Annotated in this window: 14 protein-coding genes; 6 read left to right on the top strand and 8 right to left on the bottom strand. The window is 66.3% G+C overall.

The annotated features are described in order from the left end of the window. Positions 1-4: 4 nt before the first annotated feature. Positions 5-2,440 carry a TonB-dependent receptor gene (locus JOD97_RS08830; RefSeq protein WP_373999815.1) on the bottom strand — a complete coding sequence of 812 codons (2,436 nt, stop codon included), beginning with the start codon at positions 2,438-2,440 and terminating at the stop codon, positions 5-7. Positions 2,441-2,700: 260 nt separating this feature from the next. On the opposite strand from JOD97_RS08830, the gene JOD97_RS08825 reads away from it, so the two are divergent. From JOD97_RS08825 to JOD97_RS08815, 3 genes are read left to right on the top strand one after another with little or no spacing between them, the layout of a single operon-like run. Beyond that, entirely contained in the window at positions 2,701-4,101 is a 1,401-nt protein-coding gene (locus JOD97_RS08825; RefSeq protein ID WP_209715384.1) for an NAD(P)/FAD-dependent oxidoreductase, read from the top strand. A gap of 11 nt (positions 4,102-4,112) precedes the next feature. Next, a complete protein-coding gene (locus tag JOD97_RS08820; RefSeq protein WP_209715380.1) occupies positions 4,113-5,636 on the top strand; it encodes an aldehyde dehydrogenase in 1,524 nt (507 codons plus the stop codon). Positions 5,637-5,656: 20 nt separating this feature from the next. Beyond that, positions 5,657-6,532 carry an SDR family oxidoreductase gene (locus JOD97_RS08815; protein WP_209715377.1) on the top strand — a complete coding sequence of 292 codons (876 nt, stop codon included), beginning with the start codon at positions 5,657-5,659 and terminating at the stop codon, positions 6,530-6,532. 17 nt (positions 6,533-6,549) lie between these two features. On the opposite strand, the gene JOD97_RS08810 is transcribed toward JOD97_RS08815, so the two are convergent. Continuing rightward, positions 6,550-7,614: an AraC family transcriptional regulator gene (locus JOD97_RS08810; protein ID WP_209715374.1), complete on the bottom strand. Its 1,065-nt coding sequence runs from the start codon at positions 7,612-7,614 to the stop codon at positions 6,550-6,552. Positions 7,615-7,789: 175 nt separating this feature from the next. Between JOD97_RS08810 and JOD97_RS08805 the strand changes: the two genes are divergently transcribed. Then, complete coding sequence (locus JOD97_RS08805; RefSeq protein ID WP_209715371.1) at positions 7,790-8,998, top strand: hypothetical protein; 1,209 nt, start codon at positions 7,790-7,792, stop codon at positions 8,996-8,998. On the opposite strand, the gene JOD97_RS08800 is transcribed toward JOD97_RS08805, so the two are convergent. The 4 genes from JOD97_RS08800 to JOD97_RS08785 form a co-directional block, all read right to left on the bottom strand. Beyond that, positions 8,976-10,334, bottom strand: coding sequence for a diguanylate cyclase domain-containing protein (locus JOD97_RS08800; protein WP_209715368.1), 1,359 nt, complete (start codon positions 10,332-10,334; stop codon positions 8,976-8,978). The two genes, JOD97_RS08805 and JOD97_RS08800, sit on opposite strands and share 23 nt — an antisense overlap. Positions 10,335-10,650: 316 nt before the next feature. Then, positions 10,651-11,844, bottom strand: a complete 1,194-nt coding sequence (locus JOD97_RS08795; protein WP_209715364.1) for a PLP-dependent aminotransferase family protein — start codon at positions 11,842-11,844, stop codon at positions 10,651-10,653. Between the two features lie 105 nt (positions 11,845-11,949). Then, on the bottom strand, positions 11,950-12,411 hold the full coding sequence (locus tag JOD97_RS08790; RefSeq protein WP_209715361.1) for a RidA family protein: 462 nt from the start codon (positions 12,409-12,411) through the stop codon (positions 11,950-11,952). A gap of 101 nt (positions 12,412-12,512) precedes the next feature. Continuing rightward, positions 12,513-13,391 carry a DMT family transporter gene (locus JOD97_RS08785; RefSeq protein ID WP_308937235.1) on the bottom strand — a complete coding sequence of 293 codons (879 nt, stop codon included), beginning with the start codon at positions 13,389-13,391 and terminating at the stop codon, positions 12,513-12,515. Positions 13,392-13,578: 187 nt separating this feature from the next. Between JOD97_RS08785 and JOD97_RS08780 the strand changes: the two genes are divergently transcribed. After that, positions 13,579-15,234, top strand: a complete 1,656-nt coding sequence (locus JOD97_RS08780) for a PLP-dependent aminotransferase family protein (RefSeq protein ID WP_229264236.1) — start codon at positions 13,579-13,581, stop codon at positions 15,232-15,234. A gap of 106 nt (positions 15,235-15,340) precedes the next feature. Beyond that, positions 15,341-17,260: a molecular chaperone HtpG gene (htpG, locus tag JOD97_RS08775; protein WP_209715354.1), complete on the top strand. Its 1,920-nt coding sequence runs from the start codon at positions 15,341-15,343 to the stop codon at positions 17,258-17,260. Between the two features lie 157 nt (positions 17,261-17,417). On the opposite strand, the gene JOD97_RS08770 is transcribed toward htpG, so the two are convergent. After that, the gene (locus JOD97_RS08770) at positions 17,418-17,963 is read right to left on the bottom strand and encodes an alpha/beta hydrolase (protein ID WP_209715351.1); all 546 of its coding nucleotides are present in this window, start codon (positions 17,961-17,963) and stop codon (positions 17,418-17,420) included. Positions 17,964-18,135: 172 nt separating this feature from the next. Further along, positions 18,136-19,023 carry a tryptophan 2,3-dioxygenase gene (kynA, locus tag JOD97_RS08765; RefSeq protein WP_209715348.1) on the bottom strand — a complete coding sequence of 296 codons (888 nt, stop codon included), beginning with the start codon at positions 19,021-19,023 and terminating at the stop codon, positions 18,136-18,138. Between the last annotated feature and the right edge of the window lie 7 nt (positions 19,024-19,030).

The raw sequence follows: 19,030 nt of genomic DNA, 5'->3' as shown, positions 1-19,030 counted from the left end.
TGGCCTACAGGCTGCCGCGCAGCTCCAGCGAGACGGTGCGCGGCGGCGTGACGATGGCGTATGGCAGACCGAATGGCTTGGTCTGGCCGTCCAGCGTGTGCACATAGCGTTTGTCGAACAGATTGTTCACCAGCAGGGCGATACCGAATTTGCCGTTGGCGTTGTCCCAGCCGAGGCGGAAGTCCGCCTTGGCGCGCGCCTCGCCGGTGCGGAAGGCCGGCGCGTTCATGCATTGCAGCGCGCGCGTGTCGTCGTTGCAGCGCGCCTTGCTCTGGTAGGTGCCCTGCAGCGTGGTGCTGATCCTGCCGCCCAGCGCCTCCCAATTCGCGTTGACGCCGCCCATGCCGTTGAAGGTTGGCGTGCCGACCGTCTGGCCGGAGAGGTCCAGCGCCATGCCGTTGTCGTCGGTGGTGCGGTAGCGTTTATAGGTCTGGTCGATCAGCTCCAGTCCCGCGAACAGCGTCAGGTTCGGCGAGACCCGGATGCGGCCATCGAGATCGAGCCCCTTCGCCTGCTGGTCGCTGTTGACCACATTGTAGGTGGGGATGGGGCCCGTTCCACCCAGCTTGATGTCCTGCAGGTTCTTGAAGCGGTAGGCGAACACCGAGCCGTTGACGGTGGCCTTGATGGACGGGAGGTACAGTTTGAAACCCAGCTCCAGATTGGTCATCTTCTCCGGATCGTAGCTCGGATCGCGCTGTTTGGCGTTGGCCGACGCCGGATTCGGCGGCGTGAACACATTGAAGCCGCCGGCCTGGTAGCCTTTCGACAGGGACGCGAACAGCAGCAGGTCCCCGGTCGCCTTATGGTCCAGCACCAGGCGCGGACTCCAGTCGGTCCAGCTTTTCGTCGAATGGACCGGGGTGGCCGCCAGTTGGCCGGCCGCGTAGAAGATCTGGTTGGACGGCAGCGCCGAGGCGTCCAGTCCCGCCAGCGGGCCATAGGTGTTCAGCAGCTCGTCGAGCGCCGGCGACTGCCGTCCGGGCACGTACCATTCCATGTTCTTGCGGTCCCGGCTCCAGCGCAGCCCCAGGGTCAGGTTGGTGGCCGGCGTGGCATGCCAGATCACGTCCTGGTACAACGAGAACGCGCGCGTCCTCAGGTAGTTGTGGCTGGTCTCGCCCCACGGGAAGTTCGAGGTGGCCTCGACACCGGGAATGCCGGCCTGGCCCAGCGCGCCGAACAGGCCCGCCAGATCGGCGTTGCCGCCGCCCAGCAGGCTGACGTTGTCCAAGGTCGCGGTGTTGAGCAGCGCGGTCGAAGCCTGGCGCTCGCGGTTATCGTAGAAGCTGGCGCCGGCGATCCAGTCCAGGTGTTCGGTTTTACCGGATAGCTTGAATTCCTGCTGCCAGTTGTAGGCCTGCTTTTGATCCGTGTTCGCCAGCGAGAAGCCGGGGCGCGCGCCGCCGTCGTTGTCGGTCAGGTTGTAGGTGGAGAAGGTGCGGTAGGCGGTGATCGAGCGCAAGGTGACGCCGCCCAGCGGCAGATCGGCGCGCAGCGAGGCGCCGTCGAAGGTGCGCCGCTCGCTGCCGCCGACGTCGTTTTCCAGCGGCGCCTTGCGCGGATCGACGAAGTTGGCGACGTAGGCGGCGTCGTAGACTCCCTGGAAGCCGGCGAACGGCTGCGCAGGGTCTTTGACGACGCCGAAGGCCGGCCAGCCTTTCTGGCGCAGCTGTTCGTGCTCCAGGGTCAGGTTCAGCGTGGCGTCGGCGATCTTTTGCTTGAGCGAGAGCCGCGCGGCCCAGGATTTGTCGCCGGCGGTGCGGTCGCCGGTGGTGGTGTTGCGCACCCAGCCATCGCTGGCGGCGCGCACGAACACCAGGCGCGCCGCCGTGTTCTCCGCCAGCGGCACGTTGACCATCGCGTCGATGTCGGCGCGTCCGTACTCCCCGACCTTGACATGGCCGCTCATGTCGAGCGTTTGATCCGGCTCGTTGGTGACCACGGAGATGGCGCCGGCGGCGCTGTTGCGGCCAAAGAGCGTTCCCTGCGGCCCCTTGAGCACCTCGACGCGCTGGATGTCGATGAAGTTCATCAGCGCGCCGCCGGTCTTGCCGGTGTAGACCCCGTCCACATAGATCCCGACCGGCATGTCGGTGCCGATGCCGAAGTCGCCCGCCTGCACGCCCCGTATGCCGAACAGCGGTTGCGTGGGCTGCGTGGCGTTCACGTCCAGGCCGGGGAGGTATCCGTTCAGATCACCGAGGTTGTTCGCGCCCAGGTTGCGGATGTCCTTGGCCGTTACGACCTCCATCGAGATCGGCACCTCCTGCGCCGACTGCGAGCGCGATTGCGCGGTGACGACCACTTTCTGGATGTCGTCCTGGGCCAGCGCGCCGTGGGCGGCGGCGGTGCCGGCGAATGCCACGGCGATGCTGCGCGCCAGTGTGCGCAACGCTTGCTGGTGGCCGGATGGCGTCTGTTTTGCGACTGTCTTCACGATATCTCCCGTTGTTATGTATGGTCTTTTGGGCTGCTCTTTTTAACCTTCTGTTATCGAATGTAGTCGCGCGCCGGACCGGCGATGGGGCCGGATCGGACACCGAAGGATGCCGGTGTGGCCAAACAGGACCCGGTGTTGTGCGCTCGCCCGGATTGCGGCGTTGGCCGGAAATGCTCCCTGCCTGTCCCTTTGCCCCCCGTGCGGCGGCGGCTTTGTTTGCACAATGAACGGCGAACAACAAACATGGGAGACTGAAAATGGAACAAGAGCAGACTGGCCAGATTATCGACTGCGGCAACGCCGTATGCGTCATCGGCGCGGGTCCCGGCGGCCTGTCCGCCGCCCGCGCACTCAAGGGAATGAGGCTGGCATACGAACAGTTCGAACGCCACTCGGACGTCGGCGGCATCTGGGACATGCACAATCCCGGTAGCCCGATCTACGAATCGGCGCACTTCATTTCGTCGCGCGACCTGTCGGGCTTCATCGGCTTTCCGATGCCGAAGTCCTATCCCGACTATCCAACCAACCAGCAGATACTGAGCTACGTGCGCAGCTACGCCGACGCCTTCGGCCTGCGCGAGGCGATCCGCTTCAACACCCCGGTGCGTGACGTGCGCAAGGAGCAGGACGGCAAGTGGGTGGTCACGCTGGGCGACGGCGCCCGCCGCCGCTACCTGGCCGTCATCTGCGCCACCGGTTGCAACTGGGATCCGAACATGCCCGAGATCAAAGGCCACTTCAACGGCGAGATCCGCCATTCGGTCACCTTCAAGAGCGCCGATGAATTCAAGGGCAAACGGGTGATGATCGTCGGCGCCGGCAACTCCGGCGCGGACATCGCCTGCGACGCCGCCGCCCGCGCCGACAAGGCCTTCATCAGCATGCGGCGCGGCTACCACTTCATCCCCAAGCATTTGTTCGGGCTGCCGGCGGACCAGGTGGGCGAGAGCGGCCCGCCGCTGCCGATCTGGATCGCGCGGCCGATCATGAGCGGATTGCTGAAAATGTTCACCGGCGACCTGACGCGCTTCGGCCTGCCCAAGCCGGACCACAAGCTGTTCGAGAGCCATCCGCTGCTCAATTCGCAGCTGCTGCACAATCTCCAGCACGGCAATATCGCCGTCAAGCCGGACATCTCGCACTACGACGGCGACGACGTCGTCTTCAAGGACGGCAGCCGCGAGGCGCTCGACCTGGTGATCTACGCCACCGGCTACAAGTGGAGCTGCAAATACGCCGGCGAATACTTCGAATGGCGCGGCGGCAGGCCGCAGCTGTATCTGTCGATGTTCAGCCGCGATCACCGCAACCTGTTCGGCATCGGCTACGTCGAGACCAACTCCAGCGCCTATAAATTGTTCGACACCGAGGCCTTCATGATCGCCGCCTACCTGCGCGACCAGCTGGACAACCCGGGCAAGGCCAGCCCCTTCGACGCGCTCATCGCCAGCGACGACCCCGATTTGTCGGGCGGGCTCAAATTCGTCAAGTCGCAGCGGCACGAGGTGTATCTGGAGGCCCACGCGCTCAAGTCCTACCTGAAGCGCCTGCGCAAGAAAATGGGCTGGCCGGAATTGAGCGAGTCCTATTACGACAATCTGCGCGATGGCGTGGCCGCCTCGCGGTCCACAGCCGGTTTGCGCGCGGCGGCGTGAGGAGATTAAGAATGAGCATGGATAAGACCTTGCAAGACTACCAGCGGCTGGCCGTCGGACTGGATTTTGAAACCCGCGCGCTGATCGGCGGACGCTTCGTCGACGCCGTCTCCGGGCAGCGCCTCGACACCGTCAATCCGGCCACCGGCGCGCGTTTGGCGAGCATCGCCAGCTGCGACACGGCCGACGTGGACCAGGCGGTCGGCGCCGCGCGCCGTGCCTTCGACCGTGGCGACTGGTCGCGGGCCTCGCCCAAGCACCGCAAAAAAGTGCTGCTACGGCTGGCCGACCTGGTCGAGGACAACCTGGAGACGCTGGCGCTGATGGAGAGCCTGGACTCGGGCAAGCCGATACGCGACGCGCTGTCGGCCGACCTGCCGGACATGATCGACAGCCTGCGCTGGCACGCCGAGGCGGCCGACAAGCTGTACGACCAGGTGGCGCCGACCGCGCCGGACGTGGTGGCGATGATCGTGCGCGAGCCGGTCGGCGTGGTGGGCGCGGTCCTGCCGTGGAATTTCCCGATCTACCTGGCCGGATGGAAGATCGGTCCCTCGCTCGCCAGCGGCAATTCGATCGTCATCAAGCCCGCCGAACAGACCTCGCTGACGGCGCTGATGCTGGGCCGGCTGGCGCTGGAGGCCGGCTTGCCGGACGGCGTCCTGAATATCGTGCCGGGCTACGGCGAGACGGTGGGCCAGGCCATGGGCCGCCACCGCGACATCGACTGCGTCAGCTTTACCGGCTCGGGGGAGGTGGGGCGATTGTTCCTGAAGTATTCGGCCGAGTCGAACCTGAAGCGGGTCGTGCTGGAATGCGGCGGCAAGAGCCCGGCGCTGGTGCTGGCCGACGCCTTCGACCTTCCCCGCGTGGCGCGCCAGGTCGCCACCGGCGCGCTGTTCTGCCAGGGCGAGAACTGCAGCGCCGGTTCGCGCCTGATCGTCCACCGCTCGCGCAAGGAGGAACTGCTGGAAGAGGTCAAGCGCGCCTTCGACGAATGGGTGGTCGGCGATCCGCTCGACCCGGCCACGCGCGTTGGCGCGCTGATCGAGCCGGGGCACATGCGGCGCGTGCTGGGATATATCGCCGGCGGCAGGGAGCAGGGCGCACGGCTTGTGCACGGCGGCGGGCAGGTGCGGCGCGACAGCGGCGGCAGCTTCGTCGAACCGACCATTTTCGACGGCGTGCTGCCATCGATGACGATCGCGCGCGAGGAGATCTTCGGGCCGGTACTGTCGGTGATGGAGTTCGACGAGCTGGCGCAGGGCGTGGCCATCGCCAACGATACCAGCTACGGCCTGGCGTCGTCGGTCTACACCAGCAATCTGGATTCGGCCCACGGCGTGGCCAAGTCGATCCGCGCCGGCACCGTGTCGATCAATTGCTTCTCCGAGGGCGATACCGGCGTGCCGTTCGGCGGCTACAAGGAATCGGGCTTCGGCGGGCGTGAAAAGTCGCTGCTGGCGCACGACCAGTACACCGAGACCAAGACCATCTGGATGCAGCTGGGCGCGGCCGGCAGCAAGAACAATTAAGAACACAGAGAGGAATACACATGGCGATAACATCGAACGCGGGTCCGGCGGGGCGGGTAGCCCTGGTCACGGGCGGCGCGGGCGGCATAGGGCGGGCGATCTGCCGCGGCTTCATCGAGCGCGGCATCACCTGCGTGCTGGCCGACCGCGACCAGGCGGCGCTGGACCGGGCGGCGGCGGACCTGGGGCCGGCGGCGGTGGGCGTGCAGGTCGATCTGGACGACTTGAACAAATTGCCCTCGCTACTGGCCTTTATCCAGGAGCGCTTCGGGCGGCTCGACATCCTGGTCAACAACGCCGCCATCACCGGTACCGGCCACTTCGAGGAACGTTCGGTCGATCACATCCTGGCGGAGTTGAACATCAACCTGCTGTCGCCGATCGTGCTGACCCGGCTGGCCTTTGGCGCGTTGCAGCGCGCCGGCGACGGCCGCGTGATCAACACCGTCTCCCTGGGCGGCATCTTCCCGCTGCCCGAGACCAGCATCTATTCGGCCACCAAATTCGGCCTCCGCGGGGCCATGCTGTGCCTGGGCATGGACCGCGAACGGCACGGCGTGCAGGTCGGCAGCGTGCTGCCGTCGGCGACCGAGACCCCGATGCTGATGCGCGAGGCGATCGAAGGCGGCAACACGCTGCAGTTCATGGACCCGCCGCAGCAACCGGAGGACGTCGCGCGCCAGGTCATGCGCATGCTGGACAGCCCGTGCCTGGAACGCTACCCGCGCCCCAGCGAATCGTGGACCGTCAGGCTGGCGATGCTGGTGCCGAACATGCTACCGAGGCTGATACCGCTGTTCCGCAAAAAAGGTGTGCGCGGCCATGCGCGCTATCTGGAGTCGCTGCGCCGGCGCGGGCTGTTGGTGAGCCGCGCCGGCAAGTGGGAGCTGCCTTAACCGCGCCGTAACGGCCACTAGGCGGTGCGCTCCGGCATCAGCAGGCGCGGAGCGGGCACGCCTTGCCGGATCTGGTTGGGCAGGATGCCGGACCAGCGCTTGAAGGCGCGGCGGAAGTTGCGCGCGTCGGTGAAGCCGGTCGCCATCGCGATGTCGACCAACGGCATCTCGCTGCGCCGCAGCAGGTCGAGCGCGCACTCGTAGCGCACCTGGTCCACCAGCCGCTGGTAGGACGTGTCCAGTTCCGCCAGGCGGCGGCGCAGCGTGCGCTCGCTCATGTTGAGCGCAGCCCCGGCCTGCGCCAGCCCCGGCATCTCGTCGACCGACGCCCGCAGCACGTTCATGATCGATTCCACCAGATCGTTGCGTGGGGCGTCGGTGGACAGCAGCTGGTCGATCTGCGCCTGCAGGCTGGCCTGCATGAAGCGGTCGTGCGTCGGTAGCGGGCAGTGATACCAGGCCATGTCGCAGATCAGGCGATTAAGGGGCGCGTTGAACACCACCGGGCAGCGGAAGTATTCGTTGTAGGCGCTGGCGTAGACCGGACGCGGATAGCGCAGCTCAAGTCGCGACGGCCGGAAATGCGACCCCACCATCGAGCGCGCCACCTCCACGCCGCTGACGAAGATCTCCTCGATGAAAAACGGTTCCAGTTCGGCGTCATGGAAACGGGTGTTCACTTCGATGGAAAAATGGCGCTCGTCGACCACCGCCAGTTCGTTGGTGGTCAGCGCCCCCGCCGCGCGCTGGTATTTGATCAGGTAGAGCATCGCCTCGCCCAGGGTCGGGCAGGTGAGCATGCCCAGGCCGGGCAGGCCGAAACACACCACCGTCTGGCGCGCGCCGGTGGCGATGCCGATGGCCGGATCGCCCCAAAGCTGCATGGCGCGCCGCACCAACACGCTGGTTTGCCGGTAGGAGACGCGAAAGCCGGCGTCGCACAGATTCTCCGGGGTGAACCCCAGTCCCTTGCACAGCCTTTCCGCCGAGTGGCCCCGGCTGGCCATCAGGTGCAGCACCTGGCGTATCACGTGGGGCGGTACGTCGGCCTCCGAGTCGGGGAGGTGCTGTTTTGCCGGCATGGGCCACTCCTTCTGGTTGATGATCGAGGCTAGCACAGGATGCCCGCAGCGGCGTGCCGAACCGCGCGCAATGGCCGTTTTTGTATCTTTTTTGGCCACTTTGGCCCCGTCCGGCGTGGTATCCGTCGTATGCTTTGACGACGGCAAATCGTGCCGCCGCCACCATGGACAAGCGATGACCACCACACCCGTGCCCGACGTCGACGCCGTGAAAACCACGGCCGGTTCCACCTTGATTCTTTCCTCCGTCTGGGCGCTGGGCATAGGCGGCACCACGATGATGCCCCTGCTGGTGACCAACACGATGGCGCGGCTGCGCCTCGACGAGGGCCAGGCCACGCTGATGACCGGGATCGAGATGATCGGCATGCTGGCCGGCTGCATCCTGCTACCGCTGCTGTCGCGGCGCTGGCCTGCCGCCGTCAGATCCGGCGCCACCGCCGTGGCGCTGGTGCTGCTGGCGCTGAGCCAGATGCTGACCGCGTGGACGCTGTCGCCGCCGGTGTTCGGCGCGCTGCGGCTGGTGGCTGGCCTGTGCGAATCGCAAATGATCGTCATGGTCGGCATTTGCCTGGCCTGCCATCGCGACGCCGAGCGGTTATGGGGCATGGTGCTGCTGTTGTCGGGGCTTGCGGTGGCCGGGGTGTTTACGCTGGTGTCGCTGCTGCCCGACGTGGCGGCGGGGGAGGGCGTTTGGATCGCCCTGGCGCTGCTGGCGGCGGTGTTGGGCGTGGCGGCCGTGCGTGCGCCGTCGCTGGCGCCCGCGCGCCTGGCCCCGCAGCCGCTGCCGCTCGCGCCGACGGAGCAGGGCGCCGGCCGGCGCCGCCTCGGTGCCGGCGTATGGCTGGCGTGGGGCGTGTTCGTCGGGGTCTACAGCGTGCAGGCGGGCGTGTGGGCGGTATCGGCGCTGCAGGGCGAGCGTATCGGCCTGTCGCTGCCGACGATAGGCACCTTGCTGGCGGTGTCGTCGCTGCTCGGCTTCTTCGGCGCGGTGGTGCCGGCGATACCGGCGCTGGCGGCGCGCCGCGGTCTCACCGTCATGGGCGCGTTGCTGGTGATGTTCGCATCGGTCGCCTGCTTTTTCACCGCCGACGGCGCGCCGATGTTTTTCACCTCCCAGCTGATGTTGAACGCGGGTTTCTACGCCATCATGGCGGTGCTGAACAGCTTTATCTCGGCGCAGGACCGCGACGGCACCTTGCTGTCGCAGTCGGTGGTGGTGACCTTCGCCGCCGTGGCGGTGGGCACGGTCGGCGCCGGGGAGCTGTTCCAGGACGCCGGCGGCCTGGGGGTGATCGTGTTCTCGCTGCTGGCGCTGGCCGTCAGCGTGCCGCTCGGGTTGAAGGCGCTGCGTGGCCGGGTCAGCGCATCACCAGCGCTTTGACCGCCTCCAGCGCGGCGCCGCCGGTGCTGGTGGCGCGCACCTGATTGCGGCCGCCTTCCTTGGCCACGTACATGGCGCGGTCGGCGGCGACGAACAGCGATTCGGTGTTGTCCAGCTGGTGCGGATGAATGGTCGCCACGCCGATGCTGACGGTGAGCCAGTCGGAGGTCGTCGAGCGCGGGTGCGGAATGCGCAGCGACTCGATGTGGGCGCGGATCGCCTCGGCCATCATGGCGGCCGTCTCGGCGCCGGTTTCGGCAAACAGCAGCACGAATTCCTCGCCGCCGTAGCGCGCCGCCAGATCGGTGGGGCGCAGCGCGTGCGAGGCGATGGCGGCGGCCACCTGTTGCAGGCAGGAGTCCCCGGCAGGGTGGCCGAGCGTGTCGTTGTACAGTTTGAAGTGGTCGACGTCGAGCACCACCAGCGACAGCGGCTGGCCGCTGCGCATCGAGCGCTGCCACTCCTTCTCCAAAAAGGTATCGAAGTGGCGGCGGTTGGCGATCTGGGTCAGCGGATCGACCATCGCGGCGCGCTGCAGCGCATCCTCCGATTGCTTGTGATGGGTGATGTCGTGCAGCAGGCCTATGAACAGCGGCTGGCGCAGGTACATCGGCGTGAGCGTCAGGTCCATGCACACCGAGCTGCCGTTGCGGTGGCGGATGATGACCTCGCGCGTGCCGTGGCTGTGCGCCATCTCCGGCGAGGCGGCGTAGCGGTCGAAGTATTCCAGGTATTCCTGCGCCACCAGGGGATTGAGCAGGTCGGAGATGGCGCGCCCGGCCAGCTCGTTCTCCTGGTAGCCCAGGTATTTGTCGCACGCCGGGTTGGTGAACTGGATGCGGCCGTCCGCCTCGATGATCAGCAGGCCCTCGGCCATGTTGTTGACGATGGTGCGCAGGCGTTCGGCCTGCTCCTCCTGGGTTTCGCTGTTGCTGCGGATCTGCAGCTGCGTGCGCACGCGCGCGCACACCTCGGCCATGCGCAGCGGCTTGCCGATGTAGTCGACGGCGCCGATGTCGAAGCCGGCCACCACGTCGTCGGTATCGGTCCTGGCGCTCATGAAGATGACGGGAATGCGCTGCGTGGCGGCGTGGCTTTTGAGCTGGCGGCAGGTCTCCAGCCCGTCCATGCCGGGCATGACCACGTCCAGCAGTATCAGGTCGGGATGGACGCGGCGCGCGATCTTGAGCGCGCGTTCGCCGGAGGTGGCCACAAAGGTCTGATAGCCCTGTTGGACCATCAGCTTGCGCAGCACGGCAAGATTTTCCGGCGCGTCGTCAACGATCAGTATGGCGGCGTCGCGCCGCGTGGCCAATCCGGAACTCGCGGGGTTCATTGCGCGTGGCCTTTAACCTGATGGATCGTCCCGGCGTGACGCCGCAAGGGCGCGGAGGCGCGGCGCAAGGAGCGAGCGGGAGGAGTTTGTACACGCATGAACAAAGGCTTGCCTTACCAAGTGACTATCCATTCAAATCATACCGCGTTGACCGCTTGATATGTGAAAATTCGCGTATGATTTTGGCGCGACACTTCAGCCTTGATAGGGACGCGGGGCCAGCGGCCGTAAGGGAGCGTGCTTTTTTTTGTGGAGATGACAAGAAGGGGAGCGTGGGCGGCGAACGCCGCCCACGAAGTGCCGCGTTGGGACGGTTTTAGATCTTGGCGGCGATCAGTTTGCCGAGGATCTCGATGCCGGCGCGGATGCGTTCCGGCGGCACGGTCACGAACGACAGGCGCAAGGTGTTGGTTTCCGGCTCGTTGGCGTAGAACGGCGAACCCGGTACGAAGGCCACCTTCTGGGCGATCGCCTCGTCCAGCAGTTTCATCGCGTCGATGTGCTTCGGCAGCGTGACCCAGATGAACATGCCGCCTTCGGGCTTGGTCCATTCGACGCTGGCCGGGAAGTACTGCGCCATCGCGTCCAGCATCACCTGGCACTGGTTGCCGTACAAGGTGCGGATTTTCGGGATGTGCTGCTCGAGGAAGCCGTCCTTGATCACTTCGTGCACCACCATCTGGGTCAGCTGCGAGGTGTGCAGGTCGGCGGCCTGCTTGGCCAGTTCGAGGCGGCGCACCAGCGGCAGCGGCGCCACCACGTAGCCCAGGCGGATGCCCGGCGTCAGCACCTTCGAGAAGGAGCCCATGTAGATCACGCCCTCGGGATTCATCGCCACCATCTTCGGCAGCGGCTCGCCCTTATAGCTCAAGGCGCCGTACGGATCGTCCTCGATCAGCGGCAGGCCCAGACGGGCGCAGGTTTCCACCAGCTCCAGGCGGCGCTCGACGGACAGGGTGCGGCCGGTCGGGTTCTGGAAGTTCGGCAGCGCGTACAGCAGGCGCGCGCCGGCGGCGACGGCGTCCAGCGAGGACGGCACCAGGCCGTGTTCGTCGGTGTCGACCGACTTGAACTCCGGACGGTAGACCGAGAACGCCTGCAACGCGCCCAGGTAGGACGGCGTCTCGACCAGCACGCGGCTGCCTTCGTCGATCAGCACCTTGCCCAGCAGGTCCAGCGCCTGCTGCGAGCCGGACGTCATCAGCACCTGTTCGGGGATGATTTTGGCGCCGTTGGTCGACAGCGAGTCGGCGATCCACTGGCGCAGCGGCAGGTAGCCGTCGGTCGGGCCGTACTGCAGCGCGACTTTGCCGTTGTTCTCGAGGACCTTGTCGAAGGCGACCTTCATTTCGTCGACCGGGAAGGTCAGCGGCGACGGCAGGCCGCCGGCGAAGGAGATGATCTCGGGCTGCTGCGTGATCTTCAGGATCTCGCGGATGAAGGACGATTGCAGCTGGTCGGCGCGTTCGGAGAAGCGCCACTGGATCGGGTTCGGATTTTCAATTTTCATACTTGTCTCACTAGATGTGTGCCGCCGCCGGAGGGGGCAGGCAATTCAACAAGCTCGCTCGTGGCGTGCTTTTATAAGAACGGCGCCGGATAGGACGCCGCCCGCTTACGCGACTTCCGCGATCAGTTCGATTTCGACGCAGGCGCCAAGCGGGATTTGTGCGACACCAAAGGCCGAGCGGGCGTGCTTGCCGGCGTCGCCGAAGACTTCGCCCAGCAGCTCGGAAGCGCCGTTGGTGACCAGGTGCTGTTCGGTGAAATCGGGCGTCGAGTTAACCAGGCTCATCAGCTTGACGATGCGGCGCACGCGGTTCAAATCGCCGCCGACGGCCGCCTGCAGGGTGCCGATCAAGTCGATGGCGATGGCGCGCGCGGCCTGCTTGCCTTCGGCCGTGTCGATGTTCTTGCCCAGCTGGCCCACCCACACGCTGCCGTCGGCGCGTTTGGCGATGTGCCCCGAGATGAACACCGTGTTGCCGGTTTGCGCGTACATGACGTAGGCGGCGGCCGGGGTGGCGGGTGCCGCCAGGGTGATATCGAGCGCTTTCAGTTTTTCGTAGACAGACATGTGCTTATCCAAATAGTAGGTGGGTGGGGCTGTAGACCGATATTGTACTCTTGAGACAGGCGCCGCCTGCAATTGGGTCAAAATCAGAATACTCCACGGTTTTAGCGGCGTTTCACCTGCATTTTGCGGCCGAGGCCCACCGTGGCGATGACGGCGATTGCAAATATCACGGTCGGCCACTCCAGCGCCTCGCCCAGCACCACGGCCGCGCCGAGCAGCGACAGGAAGGGCTGCACCAGCTGCACCTGGCCGACCCGCGCCACGCCGCCGAGCGCCATGCCGCGATACCAGAAGAAGAAGCCGATGAACATCGAGAACACCGACACGTAGGCGAAGCCGGTCCAGGCGGCGGCGCCGGCGGCGGCGATCTGCCCGGCGTCGCGCCAGCACAGCCAGCCGACCACGGGGACCAGCACCGGCGCGGCCAGCACCAGCGCCCAGCAGATGGTGGACTGTCCGCCCAGCGTTTGCGACAGGCGGCCGCCGGCGGCGTAGCCCATGGCCGCCAGCAGCACGGCGGCGAAGATCGCCAGGTCGGCCGGGTGCAGGCCGCCGCCGCTCTGGCGCAGCGCGAAGCCGGCCACCAGCGCCGAGCCGCACATGGCCATGATCCAGAAGCCGGCCGACGGCTTTTCGCCGCCCAGCAGGGCCGCGAAGACGGCGGTGGCCAGCGGCAGGATGCCGATCAACACGGCGCCGTGGGCGGCCGGCAGCGAGCGCATGGCGACGGAGGTCAGCCACGGGAAGCCGATCACGCAGCCGATGGCCACCATCGCCAGCGCCGGCAGCGCGGAACGCGGCGGCAGCGGCGCGCGCTTCCACAGCAGCCAGGCGCCGGCCAGCGCGGCGGCCACCAGCGCCCGCCCCAGCGCCACGAACATCGGCGACAGGCCATGGGCGTCGCCGGCGGCGCCGACGGCGAGCCGGGTGAAGGGCAGGGTCAGGCTGAAAATGGCCACGCCGGCCAGGCCAAGCAGCATGCCGGCCGTCTCGTCGCCGATGCCGAGCGGGCGGCGGGTCGGGATGGCGGCGATGGTGGCGGGCGGTGCGCTGTGCGTCATGCGGGACTCCGGTGGATTTGTAAGGGCGATGGGTGTATCCTACGGTACAAAGGCCAGTACAGTGCCGGTACACTTCAAACTTAATTTCTCATACTGTGACGGTAGGATGACCAATACACGCAAGCGCACGTCGCTTTTAGGGGCCGCCGCCTCGGCCGCGGCCGAGGCCGTCAACGAGGCGCTGGCGGCGGCGCACGCCCGCTCGCTCGCCGCCGCCGCCCCCGGTCCGGCGGTGACGTCGGTTCCGGCGCCGGCCCAATCCAGCTCCGGGCCGCCGGGTGCGGCGCCGGCGCGCTCTGGCCGCGCGGCCCGGCCGGCCGCCGGGCCGCTGCTGGGATTGCTGTCGCGCGAGTCGGGCGAAACGCTGATCGACCAGATCGTGCGGACGGTGGCCGCGCGCATCGATGACCGCTTGCTGCGCGGCGGGGCGCGCATGCCGTCGATCCGCGCGTTCGCCGCCGGGCACGGGGTGTCCGCCTTCACCGTGGTGGCCAGCTACGACAAGCTGGTGGCCGCCGGCTATCTGGAATCGCGCCGGGGCGCCGGCTTTTTCGTGCGCGAGCGGGCGCCGATGGCGCTCAACGCCGCCGGGGGCGCGGCGGCCGGCGTGGCCGCCCCGCGCCGTCTCGACACCAAGCCGGTCGACGTGGTCTGGCTGGTGCGGAACATGTTCCGCCAGATGCCGCACCACCAGATGCCCGGCTCCGGCGTGCTGCCGCCGGAATGGCTGGACGGCACCGCGATCGCCAACGCGCTGCGCGCGGTCAGCCGCCAGAATCCCAATCTATTAGTGAGCTACGGCCTGCCGCAGGGCTTCCTGCCGCTGCGCCAGCAACTGCAGCACAAGCTCGCCGAGCTGGAAATCGCCGCCGCGCCCGAGCAAATCGTCACCACGGCCGGCGTCACGCAGGCGCTGGACATGGTGGCGCGCGAGTTCACCCGCCCCGGCGACACCATCTTCGTCGACGATCCGGCCTGGTTTTTGATGTTCGGCTCCTTCGCCGCGCTGGGCGCCAACGTGATCGGCATCCCGCGCCTGGCCGACGGCCCCGATATCGCCCGGCTGGCCGAGCTGGCGGCGATCCACAAGCCCAAGCTCTATATCATCAACTCGGTGCTGCACAACCCCAGTTCGACGTCGCTGTCGGCGGCCAAGGCGTTCCAGGTGCTGCGGTTGTCGGAGGAGCACGACTTCATCATCGTCGAAGACGATATCTACTGCGACCTGCACCCCGGCAGCGCGGTGCAGCCGGCCACGCGGCTGTCGGCGCTGGACCAGCTGCGGCGGGTGATCTACCTGGGCGGGTTCTCGAAGACGATGGCGGCCAACCTGCGGGTCGGCTTCATCGCCACGTCGGCCGAGCGGGCCGAGAGGCTGGCCGACCGTAAGATGCTGTCGACCCTGACCACCAGCGACATCGGCGAGCGGGTGGTCTACAAGGTGCTGTCCGAGGGCTCCTACCGCAAGCACGCGGACCGGGTGCGCACGCGGCTCGACGGCATCCGCGCCAAGGCGGTGCGCCAGATGGAGCGCGTCGGCCTGAAGGTGGACGTGGCGTCGCCGGCCGGGATGTTCGTCTGGGTGGACGCCGGCTGCGACACCAGCGTGCTGACCGAGCGCGCCATGGCCGACAACCTGCTGCTGGCGCCGGGCAGCCTGTTCTCGCCGGCGCAGCTGCCGTCGACCCGCATGCGGCTGAACGTGGCGGCGATGCAGGAGCCGGCGGTGTGGCGCTTCCTCGAGCAACAGTTGGGAAAATGAGTTGGGAAAATGGCAAGCTGCTCTTGAAAACCATTTTATAATCCCCACTTTCGCCACACCCGTGCGACTTCGCGCACGTACACCAAGACTATTAGAGGCTCTAAAAATGGCAGATAACGATAAGCAAACCCTAGGTTTCCAGGCGGAAGTGAAGCAGCTGTTGCAGCTGATGATCCACTCCCTGTACTCGAACAAGGAGATTTTCCTGCGCGAGTTGATCTCGAACGCGTCCGACGCGGCCGACAAGCTGCGCTTCGAGGCGATCAACAACGACGCCCTGTATGGCAACGACCATGAACTGAAGATCAAGGTCTCGTTTGACAAGGCCGCGCGCACCATCACCATTTCCGACAACGGCATCGGCATGAGCCGCGACGAGGCGATCTCGCACCTGGGCACCATCGCCAAATCGGGCACCAAGGAATTCTTCGGCAAGCTGTCGGGCGACCAGCAGCAGGACGCGGCCCTGATCGGCCAGTTCGGCGTGGGCTTCTACTCGGGCTTCATCGTCGCCGACAAGATCACCGTCGAAACCCGCCGCGCCGGCGCCGAGGCGTCCGAGGGCGTGCGCTGGGAATCGGCCGGCGAGGGCGATTACTCGGTCGAGCAGATCGAAAAGACCGGACGCGGCACCGACATCATCCTGCACCTGCGCGAAGGCGAGGACGAGCTGCTGTCGTCGTGGAAGATCAAATCCATCATCCGCAAATACTCCGACCACATCTCGCTGCCGATCGTGATGCAGAAAGAGGAGTGGGACGACGAGAAGAAGGAAACCGTCGTCAAGGACGAATTCGAGACCGTCAACCAGGCCAGCGCGCTGTGGGCGCGCAGCAAATCGGAGATCACGCCGGAGCAGTACGAGGAATTCTACAAGCACGTCTCGCACGACTTCCAGGCGCCGCTGGCGTACACGCACAACCGCGTCGAAGGCCGCAGCGAGTACACGCAACTGCTGTACATCCCGGCCAAGGCGCCGTTCGACCTGTGGGACCGCAACAAGCGCGGCGGCATCAAGCTGTACGTCAAGCGCGTGTTCATCATGGACGACGCCGAGCAGCTGATGCCGGCCTATCTGCGCATGGTCAAGGGCGTGATCGACTCGGCGGACCTGCCGCTGAACGTCTCGCGCGAGATCCTGCAGGAGTCGCGCGACGTCAAGGTGATCCGCGACGGCTCGACCAAGCGCGTGATCGGCATGCTGGAGGAACTGGCCAACGCCGAAGAGCAGGAGAAGAAGGACAAGTACGTCACCTTCTGGAAGGAGTTCGGCCAGGTGCTCAAGGAGGGCATCGGCGAGGACGCCACCAACAAGGACCGTCTGGCCAAGCTGCTGCGTTTCGCCTCGACCGCCAACGAGAACGACGAGCAAAGCGTCTCGCTGGAGCAGTATGTCGCCCGCCTGAAGGAAGGCCAGGACAAGATCTACTACGTCACGGCCGATAACTACGTCGCCGCGAAAAACAGCCCGCACCTGGAGATCTTCCGCAAGAAGGGCGTCGAAGTGCTGCTGCTGACGGACCGCGTCGACGAGTGGATGCTGTCGTTCCTGACCGAGTTCGAAGGCAAGGAGCTGGTGTCGGTGGCCAAGGGCGGCCTGGATCTGGGCGCGCTGGAGGATGAAGCCGAGAAGAAGGAGCACGAGGAGACCGAAAGCTCGTACAAGGATTTGGTCGGCAAGATGAAGGAAGCCTTGTCGGACAAGGCCAAGGACGTGCGCGTGACGTTCCGCCTGACCGACTCGCCGGCCTGCCTGGTGGCGGACGAGCACGAGCTGTCGGGCAATCTGCTGCGCATGCTGAAGGCGGCGGGGCAGAGCGCGCCGGAGTCCAAGCCTATCCTCGAGATCAATCCGAACCACCCGCTGGTGACGCGCTTGAAGTATGAGGAATCTGGCACCTTGTTCGGCGACTGGGCCAACATCCTGTTCGATCAGGCGCTGCTGGCGGAGGGCGGCTCGCTGAGCGATCCGGCGACGTTCGTCAAGCGCCTGAACGAGATGCTGCTGAGCGGCGCGAGCAAGTAACTCCACGTAGGGCGGATTAGGCGGAACGCCGTAATCGGCCATGCATGCTCCGTTGGCGGCGCATGCATGGCCGATTACGCTACGCTAATCCGCCCTACGTGTTTTAGAAGTGTTCAGATGTCCCGGCGCGCGACGCCAGCTTTTCGCGCGCCTTCCCTCAGCGGTGGATATTTCCGCAAAATTCCAACAGCATCTGTTCTCCCTCGGGCCACGGGCCGTAGCCGGCGTCGCCGTTGATATGGCCGGCGTTGCCGATTTCCTTGTACTCACTTCCCCAGGCTTCGGCGAACCGTCGCGCGCGTTCCGTGCTCACGTAGGGATCGTTGCCGCTGGCGATGACGATGCTGGGGAAGGGCAGGCGTGCGAGCTGCATGGGCCGGAAGCCGGTGGTGCAGTCGGGGTAGGAGGGCGCGTCGGTGTCGCTGGGCGCGACCAGGAAGGCGCCGGCGATGGGGTGCACGGAGCCGGAGGCGGTCCAGCGGGTCACCAGCGAGCAGCTCAGGCTGTGCGCGGCGAGCACCGGCGGACGTTTGCACAGCGCGATCGCGGCGTCCAGTTCGGCCACCCATTCGGCGCCGTCCGGCGTCTCCCAATCGCGGTGGGGCACGCGGCGCCAAGCCGGGTGTTTTTGCTCCCAGTGGGTTTGCCAGTGGGCCGGGCCTGAATTCCACAGGCCGGCCAGGGTTAACACTTCATATTCCACGCGCACTCCTTCTCGGGTTGGATGCCTGGCATCTTAAACCGCTCAGGTGGCGGCGCGGGTGTGGCCGCCGCGATATGCGCAAGCCCGGACAAGTGAGGTTTCGGCAAGGCGGCCGACGCATACGGCGTCGTTAAGGTCCAGCTCGTGTAGAAATGGTGGACCTGACCCCGGATCACAGCGCCGTTCGGAGCGCGAACAGTTCGGGGAACAGCACCACGTCGAGCATCTTGCGCAGGTAGCTGACGCCCGCCGTGCCGCCCGTGCCCGTCTTGAAGCCGATGATGCGCTCGACCGTGGTGACGTGGCGGAAGCGCCAGAAACGGAACGCCGTCTCCAGGTCCACCAGCTTTTCCGCCAGCTCGTACAAGGCCCAGTGGCGCGACGGGTCGCGGTACACTTCCAGCCAGGCGTTCTGCACCGATTCGTCGGCGGCCGTGGGCAAGGTCCAGTCGGCATCGAGCCGCTCGGCGGCGATCGGCAGGCCGTTGCGCGCCAGTAGTTTGATCGCTTCGTCATACACCGACGGTTCGCGCAATGCCTTGTCCAGCACGGCAAAGGCGTCCGGCGCGGTGCTGTGCACGTTCAGCAGGGCGGCGTTCTTGTTGCCCAGGATAAATTCAATTTCGCGGTACTGGTACGACTGGAAGCCCGACGAGGCGCCCAGGTACGGGCGGATGGCGGTGTATTCCGGCGGCGTCATCGTCGCCAGCACGTCCCAGGCGTGCACCAGCTGGTCCATGATGCGCGCCACCCGCGCCAGCATCTTGAAGGCCGGCGCCAGGTCGTTCGATTGCAGGTGCGCGCGCACCGCGTGCATTTCGTGCAGCATCAGCTTCATCCACAGCTCGCTGGTCTGGTGCTGCACGATGAACAGCATTTCATTGTGGTTGGGCGACAGCGGGTGCTGGGCGTTGAGGATCTGGTTCAGCCCCAGATAGTCGCCGTAGCTCATGGTGTTGCTGAAGTCCATTTGCGCGCCGTGCCATTGCGCGTTGTCGGCGCCGGCCGGGGTGTTGGCCTGCATCGGGCAGCCGCCGGCCGCCGCTTGTTGTTCGCTCATGATGATC

The sequence above is a fragment of the Duganella sp. 1411 genome (assembly GCF_017833525.1).
GTDB lineage: Bacteria > Pseudomonadota > Gammaproteobacteria > Burkholderiales > Burkholderiaceae_D > Rugamonas.
The sequence above is the reverse complement of the archived record's forward strand: the minus strand, read 5'-3'. Positions and strand labels throughout refer to the sequence as shown.

Coding starts and splice junctions, on each gene's coding strand:
- JOD97_RS08805 (WP_209715371.1), top strand. CDS start 7,790: ATGACCACCACACCCGTGCCCGACGTCGACGCCGTGAAAACCACGGCC.
- JOD97_RS08815 (WP_209715377.1), top strand. CDS start 5,657: ATGGCGATAACATCGAACGCGGGTCCGGCGGGGCGGGTAGCCCTGGTC.
- JOD97_RS08800 (WP_209715368.1), bottom strand. CDS start 10,334: ATGAACCCCGCGAGTTCCGGATTGGCCACGCGGCGCGACGCCGCCATA.
- JOD97_RS08780 (WP_229264236.1), top strand. CDS start 13,579: ATGACCAATACACGCAAGCGCACGTCGCTTTTAGGGGCCGCCGCCTCG.
- JOD97_RS08790 (WP_209715361.1), bottom strand. CDS start 12,411: ATGTCTGTCTACGAAAAACTGAAAGCGCTCGATATCACCCTGGCGGCA.
- JOD97_RS08785 (WP_308937235.1), bottom strand. CDS start 13,391: ATGCTGCTTGGCCTGGCCGGCGTGGCCATTTTCAGCCTGACCCTGCCC.
- kynA (WP_209715348.1), bottom strand. CDS start 19,023: ATGAGCGAACAACAAGCGGCGGCCGGCGGCTGCCCGATGCAGGCCAAC.
- JOD97_RS08795 (WP_209715364.1), bottom strand. CDS start 11,844: ATGAAAATTGAAAATCCGAACCCGATCCAGTGGCGCTTCTCCGAACGC.
- JOD97_RS08820 (WP_209715380.1), top strand. CDS start 4,113: ATGAGCATGGATAAGACCTTGCAAGACTACCAGCGGCTGGCCGTCGGA.
- htpG (WP_209715354.1), top strand. CDS start 15,341: ATGGCAGATAACGATAAGCAAACCCTAGGTTTCCAGGCGGAAGTGAAG.
- JOD97_RS08810 (WP_209715374.1), bottom strand. CDS start 7,614: ATGCCGGCAAAACAGCACCTCCCCGACTCGGAGGCCGACGTACCGCCC.
- JOD97_RS08825 (WP_209715384.1), top strand. CDS start 2,701: ATGGAACAAGAGCAGACTGGCCAGATTATCGACTGCGGCAACGCCGTA.